Below are 19,910 nucleotides of genomic sequence, written 5' to 3' on the forward strand. Positions count from 1 at the left end.
TAATAACCCCTCAAATAACGAATATGAAAAAATTAAGTGCTTTTTTAGTTGTGATGCTTGTTTGTACAGCTGGGCTATTTGCTCAGGATGTGACGGGAAAATGGAAGACTATTGATGATGAAACAGGTGATGCAAAATCTATTGTTGAGATCTACAAGCAAGACGGTAAGGTTTATGGTAAAATTGTTGAAATTTTAAATAAAGACCGTCAAGATGCAAAATGTGTAGATTGCCCGGGAGCAGATAAAGGCAAGCCTATCAATGGTCTTGTGATCATTAAAGGTCTTGAGAAGGATGGCGATGAGTATAATGATGGGAAAATCTTAGATCCGCAAAGCGGAAAATTATACAAGTGTCTTATCGAACTTGAAAATGCAGACAAGCTGAAAGTTCGTGGTTATATTGGTTTCTCTTTAATAGGAAGAACGCAATACTGGCACCGTGTAAAATAAAAGAGATATACTTCAAAACACAGGCTGTTTCTAATTCTTGAGACAGCCTTTTTTTTATCTTTACCCTCGTGTATTTTGTTGATGTAATCTTACCCATTCCTGTCGAAAATGCGTTTACGTATCGCATTAGTGAGACCGAATATGCTTTTATCAAACCGGGGATGCGGCTTGCTGTGCCTTTTGGAAAAAGTAAAATTTATACAGCCCTTGCTATTAGCGTTCATCAGATCGAACCGCGCATTTATGAAGCCAAAGAGATCGAGCAGATTTTAGATGAGACACCGGTCGTAAACCTAGCCCAATTGAATTTCTGGAAATGGATGGCGCAGTATTACATGTGTACATTAGGTGATGTAATGCGTGCAGCCCTTCCAGGAGCGTTTTTATTAGAAAGTGAAAGTATAATCAAGCGTATTTCAAAGACGCCTATTGAACCCCATCTAGATGCTATTGATGAGGATGGTCTTGCTATACTCAACGCTTTTGAAGGAAATTCAATTTTAAGAATCAGTGAGGTGATGCAGGTGCTCAATAAAAAGAAAGTGCTTCCTAGCATCAATAAATTGATAGATCTTGATCTGGTTGCTCTTGATCAAGAGATTTATGAGGCCTATAAACCTAAACTGGTTAAGTATGTTCGGCTTGCCCCAGCGTATAATGAAGAAGAAAAAATGCACGAAGCGCTTGACGAATTAAGTAGAGCCCCGAAACAACGGGAACTTTTACTCAACTATTTTACGCAAACTGCGCGTTCCCCAAAACCGATAAAAGCAAAGGAACTACAAGAGCAAAGTGAAGCATCATCAGCACAGCTTAAGGCTTTGGTCGAAAAGGGAATTTTTGAGATTTATAAAATTCAGAAAGATCGCATCAATTACAGTGGTAAAGAAGATAGCCCGATTAAGACACTTAACGAGAATCAAGAGCAAGCTTTAGGCGAAATAAAAACCTCCTGTCAAAATCACGATGTCTGTTTATTGCACGGGGTAACGGCTTCTGGAAAAACGGAAGTATACGTTAATCTTATTAAAGAATATCTGGCTGAAGGAAAACAAGTACTTTATTTATTACCTGAAATTGCTCTTACCACACAACTCGTAGCGCGCTTGCAAGAGTATTTTGGAAATCAATTATCTGTTTATCATTCTAAATATTCAGTTCACGAACGTGTTGAAGTATGGAATAATGTCTTACATCACGAATCTAAAGCGCAATTGGTTTTAGGAGCGCGTAGTGCGCTTTTTCTTCCGTTTGAAAATCTCGGACTTGTTGTTGTTGACGAGGAGCATGAAAGCAGCTACAAGCAATACGATCCAGCACCGCGTTATCAAGCCAGAGATGCGGCCATTGTATTGGCACATCAGCAAAATGCAAAAGTTTTGTTGGGTTCTGCGACCCCGGCCTTAGAAACATTTTACAATGCGAGTATCGGTAAATACGGACTTGTAACTATGAACAAGCGTTTTGGAAATGTTTTAATGCCCGAAAACAGCATAATCGATATTCAAGAAAAACATCGCAAAAAACGGATGACCGGTCATTTTAGCGATGATTTGCTTCGGGCAATTACCGACACCTTAGAACTTGGTGAGCAGGTGATCTTGTTTCAAAACAGAAGAGGCTATTCACCTATTGTGGAGTGTAACACTTGTGGTCACGCACCGCAGTGTCCTAATTGCGATGTAAGTCTTACGTATCACAGACATCGTGGGCAGTTGCGTTGTCATTATTGTGGTTATCATATCGCGATGCTTCAAAAATGTATGGCTTGTGGTGGCGAAGAGCTGGATACTAAAGGTTTTGGAACAGAACAAGTAGAAACAGAGCTTAAAACGTTATACCCTGAGCATAATATAGGCCGAATGGATTCTGATACGACGCGGGGTAAACACGGCTTTGAGAAGATTATAACAGCTTTTGAGCAGGGCGAGATTGACATTCTTGTAGGAACTCAAATGCTTACAAAAGGACTTGATTTTAGAAATGTGACCCTTGTAGGAATTCTCAACGCAGATAGTATGCTTAACATTCCGGATTTTAGAGCACACGAAAGAAGCTTTCAACTGATTCAGCAGGTGTCGGGTAGGGCAGGACGTACAGAGAAACGTGGTAGAGTGTTGATTCAAAGCTTTAATCCGCATCATCAGATTTTGCAGCAAGTGTCTATGAATGCTTATGAAGCGATGTATCACGAGCAACTCGAAGAACGGCATATTTATAAATACCCGCCATTTTGTAGATTGATTAAAATCACGATGAAGCATCGTGATTTTCAGAAGATTGAAGAGGCTTCGGTATGGATGGGACAAGCGCTTAAGAATGTATTTAGAGATCAGGTTTTAGGCCCAGAGCCTCCGCCGGTTTCCCGAATTCGTAATGAATATTACCGCAATATTCTCATCAAAATTCCACGGAAACAAAGTCTGGAGAAAACAAAGAAAGCGATACTTAAAGTGCGTACTACATTTTCAAGTATTTCTCAATTTAGAAGTGTGAAGATCGTACTGAATGTAGATAACTATTGATCAAAAAAAATCCTGCAAATTGCAGGATTTTTTTTGATTCGCAAATCAATGGAGATTAGCTAGATAAAGCTTCCATCAATTTTGTTTTCTTATGTCTACTCAATGGAATTTTATCTCCCTCGATCTCAATATTTCTACTGTTATATTTTTCAACCTTATCCAGATTGATAATATAGGATTTATGGATTCGCATAAAACGCTCTGCAGGTAATTGCGCCTCAAAGGCTTTCATCGTTGATAATACAATGATAGGCTCATTATACGTGACTAATTTTACATAGTCACCGAGAGCTTCAATAAACTTGAGATCATTAAGAAAAACCTTTTTCTTCTTAAGATTACTTTTTACGAAGATATAATCATCATCCTCCACATTACCTTCAGTTTTAAGACGATGTAGATTGATAGCTTTATGAACGGCATTTAGGAAGCGATCTTTGGTAAGAGGCTTTCTTAAATAGTCTATAGCGTTATAGTTGAAGGCTTTGTAAGCATATTTTGTTTTACCGGTAACAAAGATGATTTGTGGTTTATGTACCAGATCATCAAGCAAATCAAAACCGGTTAGAATAGGCATTTCAATATCAAGGAAGATAAGATCAACCTTGGTTTCTAATAGACCGTTTTTAGTTTCGATTGCGTTGTTGTATTGTGCGGCTAATCGTAAATTAGGATGATCTTTAATCATCTTTACGATAGCGAGACGTTGTAAACTAGAATCATCGACAACGGCACAATCTAAAATTAATTCTTCCAAAGGTTAAGTTTTGAGATAGCGTTAGTTTACCAAAACTACTTACAATATATGTATTAACCAACTTTTTTGTGTAGTTCGTCGATATTTTTTCCTGAATTTTCACTTGTATTAAAAAATACCGAGTAAATGGTCGATTTAAAGGAGATCTGTTTTGTTGTATGAAAAATTAAAGTTACTTTTGCACTCATTTTTTTAATAAACTATTTTTATGAATCATTACGAAACTGTTTTCATCTTGAATCCCGTTTTATCTGATGACCAGGTAAAGGAAACAGTAAAGAAATTTGAAGATTTTCTTGTTTCAAACGGTGCCAAGATGATTTCTAAAGAAGATTGGGGGCTTAAAAAATTAGCTTACGCAATCCAGAACAAAAAGAGTGGTTTTTATCACTTATTTGAATTTACGGTACCAGGAGAGGTTATCGCAAACTTTGAACTTGAGTTTAGACGTGACGAGCGCGTTATGCGTTTCTTAACGGTTAAGCTTGACAAATATGCGATCGAGTGGGCTGAAAAACGTAGAAAACGAAATAAAGAAAAAGCGTAATTATGGCATCATCTATAGAGCAACAAGCAAAAGCAAAAAAAGATGGGGAAATCAGATATTTAACTCCGTTAAATATTGAGACCTCTAAGACAAAAAAATACTGCCGTTTTAAGCGTTCTGGTATTAAGTATGTAGATTATAAAGATGCAGATTGGTTAGCGTCTTTTGTAAACGAGCAAGGTAAATTGTTACCACGTCGTCTTACCGGTACTTCTTTAAAATACCAGCGTAAGGTAAGTGTGGCAGTAAAACGTGCACGTCACTTAGCACTTATGCCATACGTAACAGATTTATATAAATAAAAACTAGATAAGAGATGGAAGTTATACTTAAAAAAGACGTCGATAATCTAGGATTTGTTGACGATTTAGTAACTGTTAAGAATGGTTACGGAAGAAATTACTTGATTCCTCAAGGATATGCAGTGCTTGCAACTCCTTCTGCTAAAAAAGTATTGGCAGAGAACTTAAAGCAACGTGCATATAAAGAGAAGAAAGTTGTTGATGCTGCAAACGCTCAAGCTGCTAAGTTAGAAGGTTTAGAAATTAAACTTACTGCAAAAGCTGGAGAAGCTGATAAACTATTTGGTTCTATCACAGACGCAGATCTTTCTGATGCATTAGCAAAAGAAGGTGTAGAGATCGACAAAAAATACATCACTATCGCTGGTGGTAACATCAAGCGTTTAGGACAGTACGAAGCAAGCCTTCGTTTTCACCGTGATGTAGTGAAAAATTTCACATTTGACGTTGTAGCAGAGGCTTAAGCCTTGCACAATACAATAAAAAGCTTCCGTTTACGCGGAAGCTTTTTTTATTGGCATTTCCGAAGGAGTTTAATACACTTAGGCCTGCCAGTAAATCGAAAATTTATTTCCAACAAATGCCTCTCGGGTTTGCCTTGAGGTAGTATACTTCTAAAAACTCAGCATATGAAATACATTAGACTTTCAAAAGAGCAATTAGATGAAATGCACCAAGAGTTTATTAACTTTTTGGCAGCACAATCGATCACAGCAGATGAGTGGGAAGATATCAAAAAAAATCAGCCGGAAACTGCAGAACAAGAGCTTGACGTTTTTAGCGATCTGATTTGGGAAGGCGTTCTTGCTAAGGTGAAATATCTTGAGCATTTTTCTCCACAACATATGTTCTTATTCAAAGTAGGTGAGCTCAAAATCAGTATGATCTCTATCGAGGTTGAAAATAAGGGTGTAGATATTACAACTCCACAAGGATATAAGTGGCTTCAGGATAATTTTATGAAGGATGAAGTAAATCTCTACAGCTCAAGTAAATTGCTTTCTGAAGATCGTAACAACGATATTTTTGTACTTATCAGGCAAGGAGCCAATATTACTCAAGGAGACTTATACCAATGGTTTGAAAAATTTGTAGAGGTAGAGTAAACAGATAGACTAGCACTGAAATGTTTTAAAGAAAGCCGCTTGGAAATGGAAACTGAGCGGTTTTTTTAGTGTTAAGTTTGAAAGTGTCTCTAAGGCAGGAAAGTACAGGTTAGAGTATTTTTTAAGCTTAAGTATCTTGAAGCACTAATTTTAATAATATGTCATTTCAGAGGTTTATAGAATATAAAATAGTACTGGTTTGTCTTTTATTTGGTTTTATTACGAAATCGATTGCGCAGGTAGGCTGGGTAGGTAACGTTGATCAAGATTTTTATAATGTTGACAATTGGGATGATTCAAGTGTAGATTTCTTAAACCTGCAGGCTACTACTCTAATTATTAATGCGGGTAATCCTTATGACCCGATACAAAATGGTGGAAGTGCAGGAGATATAAACAGAAGGCCCGGAACTCTGGATATTGCCAATGGTGGTAAATTTACAGTGCAAGGAGCGCTTTTACCGTGGAGTAGTAATTACATTAACGGACAACTGATTATAAATGAGCCTGGATATCTCAACATACGAAGCTTTGTTTTTATAGGAAATAATTCTAACGGAAGTTTAGAAGTCAATGGAGGCAGATTTGAAAGCAAGAATGCTCTTTTTGTGGGAAGAGGAGCTTCGGGCAATGGTAGTGTTTCTATTCTTGGAGGCATTTGTTATGTAGGAGCTACCCTTGAAGTAGGTTCAGATGAAACCACTACTGTGGGAACTGTTCTTATTGATGGCGGGAGGCTGGAGGTAGCTTCAGATGTGCGTATCGGGGATAATGGAAAAATAACAATTAACGGAATTGGCGCTTTAGTGGTAAATGGCGATAATCAAACAGCACTTCAAAACCTTGTTGATACAGGAAAAATAGTTACCGATGAGGATACGGCTCTAGAAGTCAATTTTGATGGGAGTCAGACCATTGTTGCTATTCCGAGGGATGAGAATAGAATGGTTCAAGAGTACGCAACTTATATCTTATTAAAAAACGAATTTGTTGAAGCAAAGATTGATAAAAGTTCTTCAGACTTACTTTCTCTAGTTATAAACGGCACAGAAACCCTTTCTCAAAGTGGTAGACGCATCGGTGGTTATTATGATTTTCAGACTTCCTATGGTTTTGAACGTGTAACGGGTACCAGCTTTTCTATAAAAGAAGAGACCGAGGATTATGTTGATATTTCCTTTTTAAGAACATACGAACCCGGAGTTAGAAACACTCCTGCCGATGCAGACATTCATTATGTCCTAAAAAAGGGAGATACGGGATTGTACACATATTCTGTAATTCATCATAAAGCAGAGTATCCTAGTTTTGACTTAGGCTCCTGGAGGCAGGTATTGTGGACGGCTCATGAAGATGGAATATTTCAATTTGAGAATATTTATGTAGATTCAATTAAAAATTGGCAAATGGCTTCATATGCCGATAATGAGAATGCTGAACCTACCACTATTCCCGAAATCATAAAACTAGTAACCGGTGTACGCGCCGGTATGTATGATGGAAAATATCAATATACCGAAGAATTGATGGAGCTGCCGGCCTGGGGGTTTACGAGCGATAAGAATAAAATGGGTTTATGGGCTGTGATGGGAAGTCATGAGTTTTATAATAGCGGTCCTACGCATCACGATTTAAATTCCGCAGCAGGTATAATTCATGTGTTATTAAACGGACTCCATTATAACTCTAGAGGCATGGTAATTCCAGAAGGGCGCGATTGGAATAAGGTTTATGGGCCCTACTTGATTTATATGAGCTCAGGAGAAACGGCAGAAGCCAATTGGCAAGATGCAAAAGCCAGAGCTGCTCAAGAAAAAGCTGCTTGGCCATACTCGTGGTTGACCAATACCCCAGAATATCCATTGCAAGATGCTCGTGGTGCTGTTGCTGGTAACTTCAATATAATAGATGTGGAGAAAGATAATGTGAATGGCGCAAATGCTTGGGTGGGAGTAACACAACTTAGCTCGAGAAGTGATGGCGATTGGCAGTTTGAAGAAGAAAATTATCAGTATTGGACACGTGCTGATGATGATGGGAACTTCTTAATCGAAGACATTCGGCCTGGAGATTATACGCTTTTTGCTTTTAATGATGGAGCCATTCAGGAATTTAAAAAGGAAAACATCAGGGTCGAAGCTTCAAACGTGACTCAGCTTGGTAATTTAGAGCTTGAGATACCACGAAATAATGGTAATTTGATATGGGAAATAGGAGTGCCTAATAGAACTGCTGAAGAATTTGTTTTGGGGCATTTACGTTACTCAGAAGGATTTATCCAAGAGAATTTTCATGAGTTATTCTCAGAAACCATAGAATATAATGTTGCAGATAATAATTGGGACGAGGTGTTGCCTTATGTACATTCTTCTTATTTTGACGCAAATGACAATCGCTCCCGTTGGGATTGGAATATTAACTTTGAGATACAAGGGGAAATTCCTAATTCAGGTAACGCAACACTCACCATTGCCTATGCCAGTACAGATCACGCGCAACAGTGGTTGTACATCAACGGTGAAAGTGCTCCTTCCATAACTTTTTATCCCCCCAACGGAGGAGGTAATGCTTTCCTAAGGCAAAGTGATCACGCAAAATATGCCGTTCAAACGGTAGAAATTCCCTATAGCAAATTACGCGAAGGAATGAATACGATAAAGTTTGTGATGCCTTGCACTTCGAGTGGTGTTAATCATCATATGTACGACTATATAAGTTTTGAAGGAGAATTTGAGTCGGTCTTAAGTGTAGAGGATCATAAGGTAAGAGCTAAAAGAGTCAGCCTTTTTCCTAATCCCGCAACAAATTTCACTACGATAAATATGGAGGCAGACGTATATCTTGAAAAACCAGAATTAGCCTTATTTACACTTAACGGTAAAAAAGTTGTTGAGGATAAAAATCCAGAACGAATAGCAGGTAAATTAAAACTATATTGGAATCAGGATTTAACCACTGGTGTTTACATTCTTCGCATTAAAGACGGTACGGTCACACGCTACAAAAAGCTATTTATTAAGTAGCTTACAAATTACTCATATCTTAAAGATTCTACAGGATCTAATTTGGCAGCTTTTAAGGCTGGGAATAATCCTGCGATAATTGCAACGATTAAAGTAACAGCAGTAGCTGCGAGCATCGCCATCCACGGTGTGGTAAAATTGAAATTAGCTACAGTCGATATCAATATACCAATACCTATTCCTAATATAATACCTAACAAACCTCCAAATTGACCTATCATAATCGTTTCCATCAGGAATTGACCGGCAATAATCGATTTTTTTGCACCTAAAGCTTTGCGTAAACCAATCTCCCGCGTACGTTCGGTAACCGAAACAAGCATGATATTCATCAGTGCGATCGATGATCCTAAAATGGTGATTAAACTAATAATCCAGGCTGCAAGAGAAAGATATCCACTTATTTGTGAGATTTGATTTATGAGATCATCACTTCGGCCAATACCAAAGTTGTTTTCTTCAACTGGAGCAAGTTTTCTGATGTTTCTAAAGGTTATAATGGCTTCGTCAAGAGCACCGTCAAACATTTCTTTATCGTCAACTTTTACGCTCAACGCATAGTTGATATTGGCTTGAGTAAAAATAGAACGTGCGAGTTGGATAGGTATAATTACACGCAAATCCTGATTATTCCCAAAAGTTGAACCCTTTTCTTCTAGAACCCCAACAACCTTAAACTTTGCTCCGCGTATACTGATGGTTTGCCCAATAGGGTTTACATTTTTTAGAAGTCCGTTTTTAAAATCGCTTCCCAGAATACACACGTTATTATTGTTTTGAACATCAAACATCGTGAAGTTTCGACCTACATCAAGATCGAGTCCCGCATTGTCAAGAAAGTTTTCATTAGCGCCTACAACAGTAACTTCAGGATCGGTATCTAGATTTTCATATTTAACTTCAGCCGAAGAGGTTCCTGTAAAAGAAACCGAAACTTGTGTAAATGGGTAAGTGTAACGCTCTTCAAAGTCTTTAACTTCGGTATAACGAATTACAGGATTGATCTTTTGTTTTTCCCCACTTCCGCGTCGGCGCGTGGTAAACTCATAACGCTGAATATTGAAGGTGTTGGCTCCCATAGAGGAAAAATCACTACTAATGGTGTTTTCAAGAGCTTTTACAAGACTTAAAATAGCTACGAGTGCAGTTATACCGATTGCGATGATAACTACTGTGAGAATCGTTCTAAGCAATTGACTGCGTATAGAATCGTAGGCGATGCGAATATTTTCTCTAAATAAGGAGAACATAGATTTACCGGTTTGAACCAATAGGTCTACTAAAGTCTAAAAATGTTACCGTTTTATAAAATTAAGCAGGACAAACCCTCAATTTTTAAGATATTTGCAGGCCCAATGCAACGGGCATTGGCTTTTATTATTAAATATACCGCAACACTACAAAAGAAATGGCTCAAAAACCCAGCATACCCAAAGGTACTCGCGATTTTTCACCTGAAGAAGTATTAAGACGTAATTATATCATCAATACGTTGCGTTCAAATTTTGAGCTTTTTGGTTTTCAGCCTATAGAGACGCCATCTTTTGAAAATAGCAGCACCTTGATGGGAAAATATGGCGATGAAGGTGATCGTCTTATTTTTAAGATTTTGAATAGCGGTGATTATTTGAGTAAAGTAAAGGATTCGGTGTATCAAGAGCGTGACAGTAATAAACTGACTTCTGAAATTTCAGAAAAAGCCTTACGCTACGATCTTACCGTGCCTTTTGCGCGTTACGTGGTACAGCATCAAAACGAGATAGAATTTCCTTTTAAGCGCTATCAGATTCAGCCGGTTTGGCGTGCAGATCGTCCTCAGAAGGGACGTTTTAGAGAGTTTTTTCAATGCGATGCAGATGCTGTCGGTTCAGATTCTTTATTGCAAGAAGTAGCCTTTGTGCAGTTGTATGATGCGGTTTTTACCGATTTAGGACTGAAGGGAACCACGGTTAAAATGAATAATCGAAAAATACTTTCAGGTCTTGCTGAAGCCATTGGTGCAGCAGATAAGCTCATCGATTTTACAGTCGCTTTAGATAAACTCGATAAGATAGGAGAAGAAGGTGTGATCAAAGAAATGCTTGCCAAGGGTATTTCTGAAGAAGCTATCGCACGGGTAAAACCCATCTTCACTGTAAGTGGAAGTTTTGCTGATAAACTTGCTCTGTTGAATCAGCTGCTTGCTGATTCAGAAGTCGGAAAACAAGGAATTGAAGAATTGGCGTATATCAATGAGAAAATTGAAGCGCTCGGACTTGCAACAGTCACTCTTGATCTTGATGTGACTTTAGCTCGTGGATTGAATTATTATACCGGGGCGATTTTTGAAGTTGCGGCTCCCGAAGGTGTGAAGATGGGAAGCATAGGAGGCGGTGGCCGCTATGATGATCTTACCGGGATTTTTGGATTGAAAAATATGAGTGGTGTTGGTATTTCTTTTGGTCTCGACCGTATTTATTTGGTGCTTGAAGAACTTGGTCTTTTTCCTGAGCAAGCGATTAAAGGAACTAAGTTACTGTTCATCAATTTTGGCGAAGCAGAATCGCTGTATTGTTTGAAAGCGGTGAAGGCACTGCGCGAAGCAGGAATTACTTCAGAATTGTATCCCGATGCTGCTAAGATGAAAAAGCAAATGTCACACGCAGATAAACGCAATATTCAATTTGTGGTTTTAGCAGGAACACAAGAAATGGAAGAAGGGGTTTACACCTTAAAAAATATGAAAACAGGAGATCAAACGCGTGTTGATCTTGAAGGTTTGAAAGCAGCCCTAGCTTAAAAACTAAAATTGTTTCCAATAAAAAAATCCCGAACATTAATTAATGTTCGGGATTTTTTATTGGTATCATCTAAGGATCTATTCCTGTTCGATAGTTTTTGTTTTGTAATCAAACAATCCTTGTTCTTTTATTTGTTGAGCAATTCCCTTAGGAAGCATTTGTTCCCAACCTTCTTCGTTATTAGCGATCATTTTAAGCACCTGACGCGAGAATACATTAAGAATATCTGGATTATAATCTTCAATATCTACTACGCGACCGTTGTATTTAAAGAACTTATACAATTCTTTCATACGTGGATGTACTTTTAAGTTTTCACTGGTGAAGAATTCTCCGGTTTCAGGATCACGCATTGGATAGAGATACACGCGTAGATCTTTAAAGAATAATTTACCAAAAGCTTCAAGAATACCACCACTCAAGTGACGATAATACGACTCGTCAAAAATATCGATCAGGTTGTTAACACCCATTGCGAGTCCCATACGCTCTTTGGTATAGCGAGAGAAATATTCAACAAGTCTATAATATTCCTGAAAGTTAGAGATCATAACCGTATGTCCCAGATTACATAATAATCGGGCTCTTGCCATAAAATCTTCTTCATCGATCTCACCTTCAGCACGAAGGTTAGAAAGCGTGATCTCAAAAATAACTTCGGTATTCTCTTCTTTTACTCGGTTTTCGCTTAAAAAGATTTCCAGCGATTTTCGGTACATATCGGTGTTGACCTTGGTCACCGGTCTAAAACTTCCGCGCAGCGCAAGAATATTTTTCTTGTAAAGTATTTTAGCCGAAAGGATGTTGTTTCCATCAGGGCCAAACATTACCGCATCGGTAAATCCGTTTTTCACGAGCTGTAAACTCATCAAGCGGTTGTCTACTTTAGAGAAAACCGGTCCCGAGAAGTTGATCATATCGATCTCGATTTGATCTTTATCGATATGGTCATAAAGGTAGCGCAGCAATTTTTTAGGCGAATCATATTTATAATATGCGCCATAAATGAGGTTTACTCCTAAGGTACCCAAAGTGAGCTGTTGCAAGCGTGCATCAGTCTCGTGAAAGCGTACGTGAAGGATTATCTCATTAAATTCTGCCTGTGGCTCTACTTGATATTTAATTCCTACCCAACCGTGACCTTTATACTTTTTTGCAAAGTCAATGGTCGCCACAGTATTGGCATAGGTAAAATAGATCTTGTTAGGATGCTTCTCACGAGAAATTCTGTTTTCTAACAGGTTGGTTTCGTGAGCCAGCATTTTTTTTAGCCTAGCTTCAGTAACATAGCGATGGTCGTGTTCTACGCCATAAACTGCGTCACTAAAATCTTTGTCGTAGGCAGACATCGCTTTAGCAATCGTTCCACTAGCACCACCGGCTCTAAAGAAGTGTCTTACGGTTTCTTGACCGGCACCAATCTCGGCAAACGTACCGTAGATATTTTGGTTAAGATTTATTCGTAGGGCTTTATTGTTTATCGACGGGATATTTTCAAACTCTCTATCACCTTGAATTGTGATTGGCATAGCACGTTTTTTATGGGTGAGTATTGGTTGTTTCCTTTGCGGGTTAAAGGTAACAAAATGGTAGGGCTTACAAAAAATTAAGTGTAGTTTTGTGCTAAATTTCACAGCTTTGAGAATCACCTTTTTAGGCACAGGTACATCACAAGGAATCCCCATCATAGGTAGCACACACCCGGTTTGCATGAGCACAGACCCCCGAGACAAACGTTTGCGGGTGTCGATTTTGATCGAATTTGAAGGTGCTAATTATGTCATAGATTGTGGTCCAGATTTTAGACAACAAATGCTTACCAATAAGGTAACTCATCTTGAAGCCTTATTGTTTACTCATGAACATGCTGATCATACAGCCGGTTTAGATGATATTAGGCCGTTCTTTTTTAGACAAGGTGATATTCCTATTTATGCGCATCAACGGGTTTTAGACGAACTCAAAAAGCGTTTTGAATATATTTTTGAGACTGAAAACCGCTATCCCGGAGCGCCGGCTGTAGAGGTTTATGAGGTGACCAATAATATTCCTTTTGAAATAAACGATCTTCACGTGGAACCTGTAAATGTGATGCACGGAAAATTACAAGTCTTTGGCTATCGCTTTGGTAACTTTGCCTATTTAACCGATGTAAAAACCATTGCTGCGGAAGAGAAAGAAAAGCTAAGAGATCTCGATGTTTTGGTGGTGAACGCGTTGCGTGAAGAACCTCATTATTCTCACTTTAATTTAGAGGAAGCTTTAGCTTTTGTTGAAGAGATCAAACCGAAAAAAACCTATTTCACTCATATAAGTCATCTACTGGGCTTTCATGCAGAAGTTGAAAAGCAACTGCCAGAAAATGTACATCTGGCCTACGATGGTTTACAATTAGAACTTTAAGATTATGCGCAGAAATATATTTATGTACTTGTTTTTATTTACCGCTTTATGGGTGGTTTTTCAGTATGTAAATTCAACAAAAGTTTTTGAAGCTCAGGAGTCAAAAATTGCTAAGCTTGAATCACAACTCACCGTTGCCGATTCTTTAAATGCACTTAAAGAAAATGAAGGCGCACGCTATTTTCAATTGAATGGAAACGAGCATGCGTATACTTATTTTGATCGCTTTGGGATCGAAGTTGACGATCTTGAATCTAAAATTGAAAGCGCTATAATAAGTAAGAATACGGCATCTGGGAACGAACTTATCCCTTATGAAAATGCCATTGGTGTTTTTCAGATCAACAAAGTAGAAGTGCTCAATCATAAATGGGTCATCACCGATTTTAGTGATGGCAAACGCTGGGGCGAACTTGTTCTGCTCTACGATGTTTCTAAGGATGGAGAAATCACGTTTGAAACACTTCAAAGTGTTATTTATCCTTAGTGCTTAAGCAGCCAATCTTTTAAATCGTAAAAATTTTGTGGTGCTACACCGTGGCCCACAGGGTATTCGTGAAGTTTTGCTTCAATACCTAAAGGTGTCAAATAGGACTGAATCTTACGAGCAGCTTCAACCGGAATAACTTGATCAACGGTACCATGCGAACTAAAAATAGATAGGTGCTCATACAGGCTTAAATCTGTCTTCGGTTCAATGATAGCTTCATTGATGTATCCGCTCAAAGCGATTACGTTTTTAATTTTTTCAGGATAGGTGAGTGCCACAGCATAACTTAAAATACAGCCTTGACTGAAACCCAATAGCGTGACATTAGAGCCGTCGAGGTCATACGCTGTCACAACTTCATCTATAAACTTTTTAATGAGTTCACGCGCTTCAATCGCTTCCTCGTCATCAGACCATTTACCATTAGAAGCATCCCAGTGTATCGTGTACCACGCATTGCCATAAGGTTGCATAGGCATTGGAGCTTTTGCTGAAATCACAAAATATTCCTCAGGTAACTCCGGAGCAAAAGAAAAAAGGTCTTGCTCATTACTGCCATAACCGTGCAATAGTAACAGCAGCGGAGGCTTATTTTCTGAAGCCTTTTTGGGTTTTTGTATAAGATGTTCTAATGATAGTTGTGCCATATTATTCGATAAAAGTGAACCATTTTTGATACCATTTTCCAAGAATCGGTACCGGTACGATGTTTCCTTGCACAGCGTTTACAAAGCCATATCCCCAAAGAATGAAAATAAAAACGTAGAAACCAATGGAGGCCGGCCAGCTGTTTAAATAGGAGACTAAAAAGCCCAATGCAAAAAAGGTGAGAAAAACACCAAATGCTTGGCGAATATGAAAACGCGCAAATGAATTTTTGGGTTCCATATTCATAAAAATAGCGATGATAGTTCCTAACATAGTTAGATAAGAAACTATGGCTGTGGTTTTACCTTGTTTTACGTCTTCAAGAGTCATTATGATGCTATAAATTGGTTGTTGGCAAAAATGCCATAAACTTTTCCTTTTAATTGAGCTCCTAAGAAAGCAGAGTTCTTAGATTTTGAGCGTATGTTTTCTTTCCCAAAAACCGAAGTTCCTTTTGCTGTAAATAAACTAAGGTTTGCAGGTTGTCCTATTTCTATTTTTGATGTTGTACCTGTAAAACGTTCGCTACCGGCAGTAAGTAATTTGACTGCTCTTTTTTCTGAAACTAAGGTCAATAAAGCACCTAGAGTTGCTTCTTGGGCGATCGTACCAAATTTTGCGTGATCAAACTCAAGCTTTTTCAATTCAATATCAAGCGGATTGTGATCACTTGTAACCATATCTATTGTGCCTTCCTTTATTCCTGCTATTAAGGCCTGTCGATCGGTTTCGGTGCGTAACGGGGGTAAGACTTTGTAACGGGTGTCAAAATCTTCAAGAACTTCTTCGGTATAAAATAGATTAGCAATAGCCACGCTACAGGTTACATCAAGACCTTTGGCTTTTGCCTCTTTAATAAGAGCGACACTTTGAGCAGTTGAAATGGTTGGGATATGTAATTTTCCGCCGGTATATTCTAAAATATAAAGGTCGCGCGCTACTTGGATGTGTTCAGAAAGGGCGGGAATTCCTTTAAGACCGAGTTTAATGGCTGTTTCTCCTTCGTTTGCAACCCCTTTTATGATCAAATCATTTTCTTGTGGAAAAGAAAGTACGAGTCCGTCAAATCCTTGTGCATATTGCAAAGCAATTTTAACAAGATTCGGGTTGTTTATCGAATGTTGGTAATCGCCAAAAGCGACAGCGCCAGCTTGTTGCATGTCATACAATTCTGCCAAGTCTGTACCTTCTGCATTGCGGGTGAGTGCGCCAATAGGATAAAGAGCAACCGCATTTCCTGCGGCTTTGTTTTTTAAAAATGAAACTGCAGCATTGGTATCAGTTACTGGTAACGTATTCGGGTTTACAGCAATTGAAGTAAAACCACTTTTGGCAGCTACTTTGAGTCCGTTAAGTATGGTCTCGCGCTCTTCATATCCCGGTTCGCCAATGCTTACACTGCTATCGAACCAACCGGCAGAAACGATAAGGTTTTCAAACTGAAGTTCTTCTTCTCCGTTTTTAGGTTCAAGACTTGACGCGATTTCGGTAATAATTCCGTTTTCAATCCTGATGTCGACTTGATTTCCGTGGTGTTTGTTACTCTCGTCTAGGAGGGTTGCCTGAGTGATGCGTGCGTTCATTTAAACAGTTTTAGTATGAGCATTTCGGCAAGAAATGCAAGCAGAGCAAAAATAACAAACCATTTGTAAAGTAAATTAAGATTTGTGTCTTGTTCTAGCTTATTAAAAAGATTAGGGATTGTTGTATTTTCTGTAAATACAAGAGCAGCGTTTTCGGTTAATACGCTTTCAGCACGCGCATAATTAAACGCCACAACGGCTAGTGTATCTTGTTTCGATTTTAAAGCATAAAGTCCATCTTCTACGATTCCGTCTTGGGTAGAAATGCTTATTTTTTGACCTTGTCTTTGTTGCAACGGGATTAAGGAGTTTCCGTTTTTTTCCAGTGTTAAAACGGCATCCTGTGGTAGTGAAGTGCTAACCTCAAATGTATTCTTGCTGTTGATCGTATAGTGTGTTTGAGGTAGTTGAAGCGCTTCTAAAGCAATCTTGTCGAATGTAGGCACGATAAGTTGACCATTAATAAAATTGCTGTTTGTTAAGGATAAGCTACTCGTAAATACAAAGAGCTTGTTGCTTTCAGCTAAAAACGGACGCTTATTTTCTAAACTCAAAATCGCATCTGAAGTTTCTAACGGAAAATAGCCTTCTACTTGATGTGTTTGCAAATTGGTAGACCTGCCTGTGAACACGTTTTTATAAAGTGGATGATCAAAATTTATTGTGGTGATGCGTTGCGGAGTTGCCTCTAAATTTTTAAAGCTACTTAAGCCAAAGGTGTTGAGTAGCTTGTTATAGGCGCTAGGATTTATCGAAGTGTTTGGAATTAAAATCAATGTTCCGCCGTCTTGTGTGTGTTGTTGTAATAAATTTATTAACGCCTGCGGAATTGTTTTAAGCTCATTTAAAATGATCAAATTCTGATCAGAAAGCAAGCTATAATCCAGTTGGTTTTCTGCTACTCCAGTATACTGAAATTCTTCACTTTGATACAAACGCTGTAAAAATGCATCACTTGCATTGGAAATAGCTAAAACCTTCAGCGGTTCTGTTTTATTAATACTGAAATAAAAGTTGTTGTCAAATTTTAGATGAGCATCTGTTATACTTAACCTTCCTTCAACAGCTTCATCGGAGTCTATTTGAAAATTGATTACGGCTTGATAACTATCTTCAAACTTAGCAGAACCTTTAGCAATAAGTTTGTTCTTATTAAAAAGAGAAACCGGTAAATCGGTCGTTGTCTTTTGGTTGCTTTTTACAAAAACCTCGAGGTCATAATTGTTGCCTGCACGCTGTAAACTGATACTATCCAACGCGTAATTTTCTAACGAAGTTGGAACCAATTTTACGAGGTGTTGTGCACCGTTGGTACTGTCAGTAATGGCATTCCATTCGGCGTCTTGAAAATCGGAGATCAATAAAAGTTGCTTTGCTGTTTGGGTATTTGAAAAAAGGCTGTTGAGCTTTAAAAGCAAATTTTGTGGCGAACTTGAAGTTGCGGCAAAGTCTAGCTCTAGAAGTTCATTGCGGTCTGCGACGGGATTAAAATCGCGCAGCACATCATCCCAAGTTGCTATGGTATAATTTTCATCTTTAGAAAGGCTGGCCAACACATCTTGTTTTGCTTCGGTAAGTAAATCACCTTTCTTACCGGTAGCCTGCATACTGAACGAATTATCGATAAAGATCAGGGTTTCTCGAGACTGCAGCGCAAGATTAGTTGCAGGAATATAAGGGCCTGCAAAGGCAATGACGAGGCACGCGATCGCGAGTAGGCGCGTAGCGAGAATCAACCATTTTTTTAACGAGCTGCTTTTACGCGTATTTTGAATTACAGTTTCAAGAAAAGCAACGTTTGTAAAAGGCGTTTTTTTAAAGCGTCTTAGCTGAAATAAATGAATTAAAATAGGAATTACCAGAAGGAAAAGGGCGTAAAGAATTTCTGGATTTTTAAACAGCATAAACAACTACGTTTCGGTCTTAACGAAAGTACAAGTTTTCAGAATTATTGAATTGCAATTTTAAGCTTATTTCAATTTATTTTTGCAAATCTGAGGTGTCAACTTCCGGACCGTTAATGAGTGTTGGGATATCGCTTTTTCTGGCGGTGAATTTAAAAGTGCTTCCTTTGCCTTCTTCAGAAGTGACGCTTATGCTTCCACCTAGATTAGCAACCAATTTTTTAACTGTAGAAAGACCTATACCGTTGCCGCGATTTCCATTTTTGTCTTTTGAAGCAGCAATAGAAAAAAGGTCAAAAATTTTATTGATCTTATCTTTTGGAATCCCGATTCCGTTATCGATGATTTCAAAAAGGTAGAACTCTTCATTTTCATCAAAAGTGACCGTAATTACAGGTTCTTCTTTGTCATTATATTTGATGCTGTTGCCTAGTAAATTGATGAAAATTTGATGTAAAGCCAAGCGATTGCACGAGATGACGTGGTTAGCTTCGGGCAGATTGATGACTGTTTTATAATCGTGATTTAGTACATCTTCTATCTCTTCAAGAAGATCGTGTATGTCAAACGATTCTCGCTGATCAATCGTGAGATTGTCACTCTCGTAATGCTGCAAAATGCCGCTGATGTATTCGCTTAAAGAAAAGGAAGAGCTTTTTAAGTAATTAAGGTAGTCTAGGCCTTTTTCGTCTAGAAGCTCTTTATATTTTGCTTTTAAGATATCTGTCGTTGTGATGATATTTGCCAGCGGCATTTTCATATCGTGCGAAACGACTCCGGCAAATTCTTTAAGTAAGCTGTTCTTTTTTAAAAGGTTTTCCTGTAAAGCTTTATTTTCAATATTCTGACGACGCAATTCAAATAGATTGACTACCTGATGTGCGAGCGCGATAAGTGTGCTTATTTGATTTTCATCCAGTTCACGTGGCTCGTGGTCAAAAACACACAAGGTACCTAAAGCATGTCCGCCTTTATCCACCAGAGGAACGCCCGCATAAAAAATCGCTTTGGTGTCACCGGTAACGAGTGGGTTGTTTTTAAAACGCTCATCTTCCCGCGCATCAGGGATGATAAAGATGGGATCGTGTGTTTGAATAGCATGTGTACAAAAAGAGATATCACGAGGCGATTCATTAAAAGGAACTCCGTAATGCGACTTCAGAAAATTACGGTTGTAGTCAAGCATCGTGATCAATGCAATGGGAGTACCACAGATAAAAGATGCAATCTGAGTAATATTATCGTAACTTTTTTCGGGTAGGGTTCCTACTAACTTGTAAGAATCTACAGCCTCTTGCCGTTTTTTTTCGTCTATTTGTATCATCTTTTTCAGAAAGTAAATATAGTAATTTGACCTTATAAATAGTCCTACTTTTTTTGGTACAGATTA

The 19,910-nt window shown here is 38.3% G+C and carries 18 protein-coding genes; 10 read left to right on the plus strand and 8 right to left on the minus strand.

Annotated elements, in window-relative coordinates; all coding sequences use genetic code 11:
• The first annotated feature begins 23 nt into the window (after nt 1–23).
• Both WA338_RS07400 and priA read left to right on the plus strand, forming a co-directional pair.
• On the plus strand, nt 24–452 hold the full coding sequence (locus WA338_RS07400) for a DUF2147 domain-containing protein (RefSeq protein ID WP_272985833.1): 429 nt from the start codon (nt 24–26) through the stop codon (nt 450–452).
• Between the two features lie 68 nt (nt 453–520).
• Nucleotides 521–2,977: a replication restart helicase PriA gene (gene priA / locus WA338_RS07405; RefSeq protein WP_272985832.1), complete on the plus strand. Its 2,457-nt coding sequence runs from the start codon at nt 521–523 to the stop codon at nt 2,975–2,977.
• A 55-nt stretch (nt 2,978–3,032) separates the two neighbouring features.
• On the opposite strand, the gene WA338_RS07410 is transcribed toward priA, so the two are convergent.
• A complete protein-coding gene (locus tag WA338_RS07410; RefSeq protein WP_009780630.1) occupies nt 3,033–3,734 on the minus strand; it encodes a LytR/AlgR family response regulator transcription factor in 702 nt (233 codons plus the stop codon).
• A gap of 208 nt (nt 3,735–3,942) precedes the next feature.
• On the opposite strand from WA338_RS07410, the gene rpsF reads away from it, so the two are divergent.
• The 5 genes from rpsF (at nt 3,943) to WA338_RS07435 (ending at nt 8,712) form a co-directional block, all read left to right on the plus strand.
• Nucleotides 3,943–4,281, plus strand: a complete 339-nt coding sequence (gene rpsF / locus WA338_RS07415) for a 30S ribosomal protein S6 (protein ID WP_009780628.1) — start codon at nt 3,943–3,945, stop codon at nt 4,279–4,281.
• 2 nt (nt 4,282–4,283) lie between these two features.
• A complete protein-coding gene (gene rpsR, locus WA338_RS07420) occupies nt 4,284–4,583 on the plus strand; it encodes a 30S ribosomal protein S18 (protein WP_009780627.1) in 300 nt (99 codons plus the stop codon).
• Between the two features lie 14 nt (nt 4,584–4,597).
• Complete coding sequence (gene rplI / locus WA338_RS07425; RefSeq protein WP_009780626.1) at nt 4,598–5,047, plus strand: 50S ribosomal protein L9; 450 nt, start codon at nt 4,598–4,600, stop codon at nt 5,045–5,047.
• Between the two features lie 165 nt (nt 5,048–5,212).
• A complete protein-coding gene (locus WA338_RS07430; protein WP_009780625.1) occupies nt 5,213–5,689 on the plus strand; it encodes a DUF6495 family protein in 477 nt (158 codons plus the stop codon).
• A 158-nt stretch (nt 5,690–5,847) separates the two neighbouring features.
• Nucleotides 5,848–8,712 (plus strand): polysaccharide lyase family protein, encoded by a 2,865-nt coding sequence (locus tag WA338_RS07435; protein WP_272985831.1) that lies wholly within the window; start codon nt 5,848–5,850, stop codon nt 8,710–8,712.
• An 8-nt stretch (nt 8,713–8,720) separates the two neighbouring features.
• On the opposite strand, the gene WA338_RS07440 is transcribed toward WA338_RS07435, so the two are convergent.
• Nucleotides 8,721–9,962, minus strand: coding sequence for an ABC transporter permease (locus WA338_RS07440; RefSeq protein WP_272985830.1), 1,242 nt, complete (start codon nt 9,960–9,962; stop codon nt 8,721–8,723).
• Nucleotides 9,963–10,120: 158 nt separating this feature from the next.
• Between WA338_RS07440 and hisS the strand changes: the two genes are divergently transcribed.
• Entirely contained in the window at nt 10,121–11,491 is a 1,371-nt protein-coding gene (hisS, locus tag WA338_RS07445) for a histidine--tRNA ligase (RefSeq protein ID WP_336092804.1), read from the plus strand.
• 78 nt (nt 11,492–11,569) lie between these two features.
• Here hisS and WA338_RS07450 read toward each other — a convergent pair whose 3' ends face one another.
• Nucleotides 11,570–13,021 carry a TonB-dependent receptor gene (locus WA338_RS07450; RefSeq protein ID WP_272985827.1) on the minus strand — a complete coding sequence of 484 codons (1,452 nt, stop codon included), beginning with the start codon at nt 13,019–13,021 and terminating at the stop codon, nt 11,570–11,572.
• Nucleotides 13,022–13,130: 109 nt separating this feature from the next.
• Between WA338_RS07450 and WA338_RS07455 the strand changes: the two genes are divergently transcribed.
• Entirely contained in the window at nt 13,131–13,895 is a 765-nt protein-coding gene (locus WA338_RS07455; RefSeq protein WP_272985826.1) for an MBL fold metallo-hydrolase, read from the plus strand.
• Between the two features lie 4 nt (nt 13,896–13,899).
• On the plus strand, nt 13,900–14,382 hold the full coding sequence (locus WA338_RS07460) for a hypothetical protein (RefSeq protein WP_272985824.1): 483 nt from the start codon (nt 13,900–13,902) through the stop codon (nt 14,380–14,382).
• Here WA338_RS07460 and WA338_RS07465 read toward each other — a convergent pair.
• The 5 genes from WA338_RS07465 to WA338_RS07485 form a co-directional block, all read right to left on the minus strand.
• Nucleotides 14,379–15,032 (minus strand): alpha/beta hydrolase, encoded by a 654-nt coding sequence (locus WA338_RS07465; RefSeq protein WP_009780618.1) that lies wholly within the window; start codon nt 15,030–15,032, stop codon nt 14,379–14,381. The genes WA338_RS07460 and WA338_RS07465 overlap by 4 nt on opposite strands.
• 1 nt (nt 15,033) lies before the next feature.
• On the minus strand, nt 15,034–15,363 hold the full coding sequence (locus tag WA338_RS07470) for a DUF4870 domain-containing protein (RefSeq protein ID WP_009780617.1): 330 nt from the start codon (nt 15,361–15,363) through the stop codon (nt 15,034–15,036).
• Nucleotides 15,363–16,616 carry a dihydroorotase gene (locus WA338_RS07475; protein ID WP_272985821.1) on the minus strand — a complete coding sequence of 418 codons (1,254 nt, stop codon included), beginning with the start codon at nt 16,614–16,616 and terminating at the stop codon, nt 15,363–15,365. The genes WA338_RS07470 and WA338_RS07475 overlap by 1 nt, the downstream gene beginning before the upstream one ends.
• Nucleotides 16,613–18,520, minus strand: coding sequence for a BatA domain-containing protein (locus tag WA338_RS07480; protein WP_272985819.1), 1,908 nt, complete (start codon nt 18,518–18,520; stop codon nt 16,613–16,615). Before WA338_RS07480 ends, WA338_RS07475 begins: the two co-directional genes overlap by 4 nt.
• Before the next feature lie 76 nt (nt 18,521–18,596).
• On the minus strand, nt 18,597–19,844 hold the full coding sequence (locus tag WA338_RS07485) for a sensor histidine kinase (RefSeq protein ID WP_272985817.1): 1,248 nt from the start codon (nt 19,842–19,844) through the stop codon (nt 18,597–18,599).
• Between the last annotated feature and the right edge of the window lie 66 nt (nt 19,845–19,910).

It is taken from the genome of Leeuwenhoekiella sp. CH_XMU1409-2 (assembly GCF_037029365.1).
GTDB classification, from domain to species: domain Bacteria; phylum Bacteroidota; class Bacteroidia; order Flavobacteriales; family Flavobacteriaceae; genus Leeuwenhoekiella; species Leeuwenhoekiella blandensis.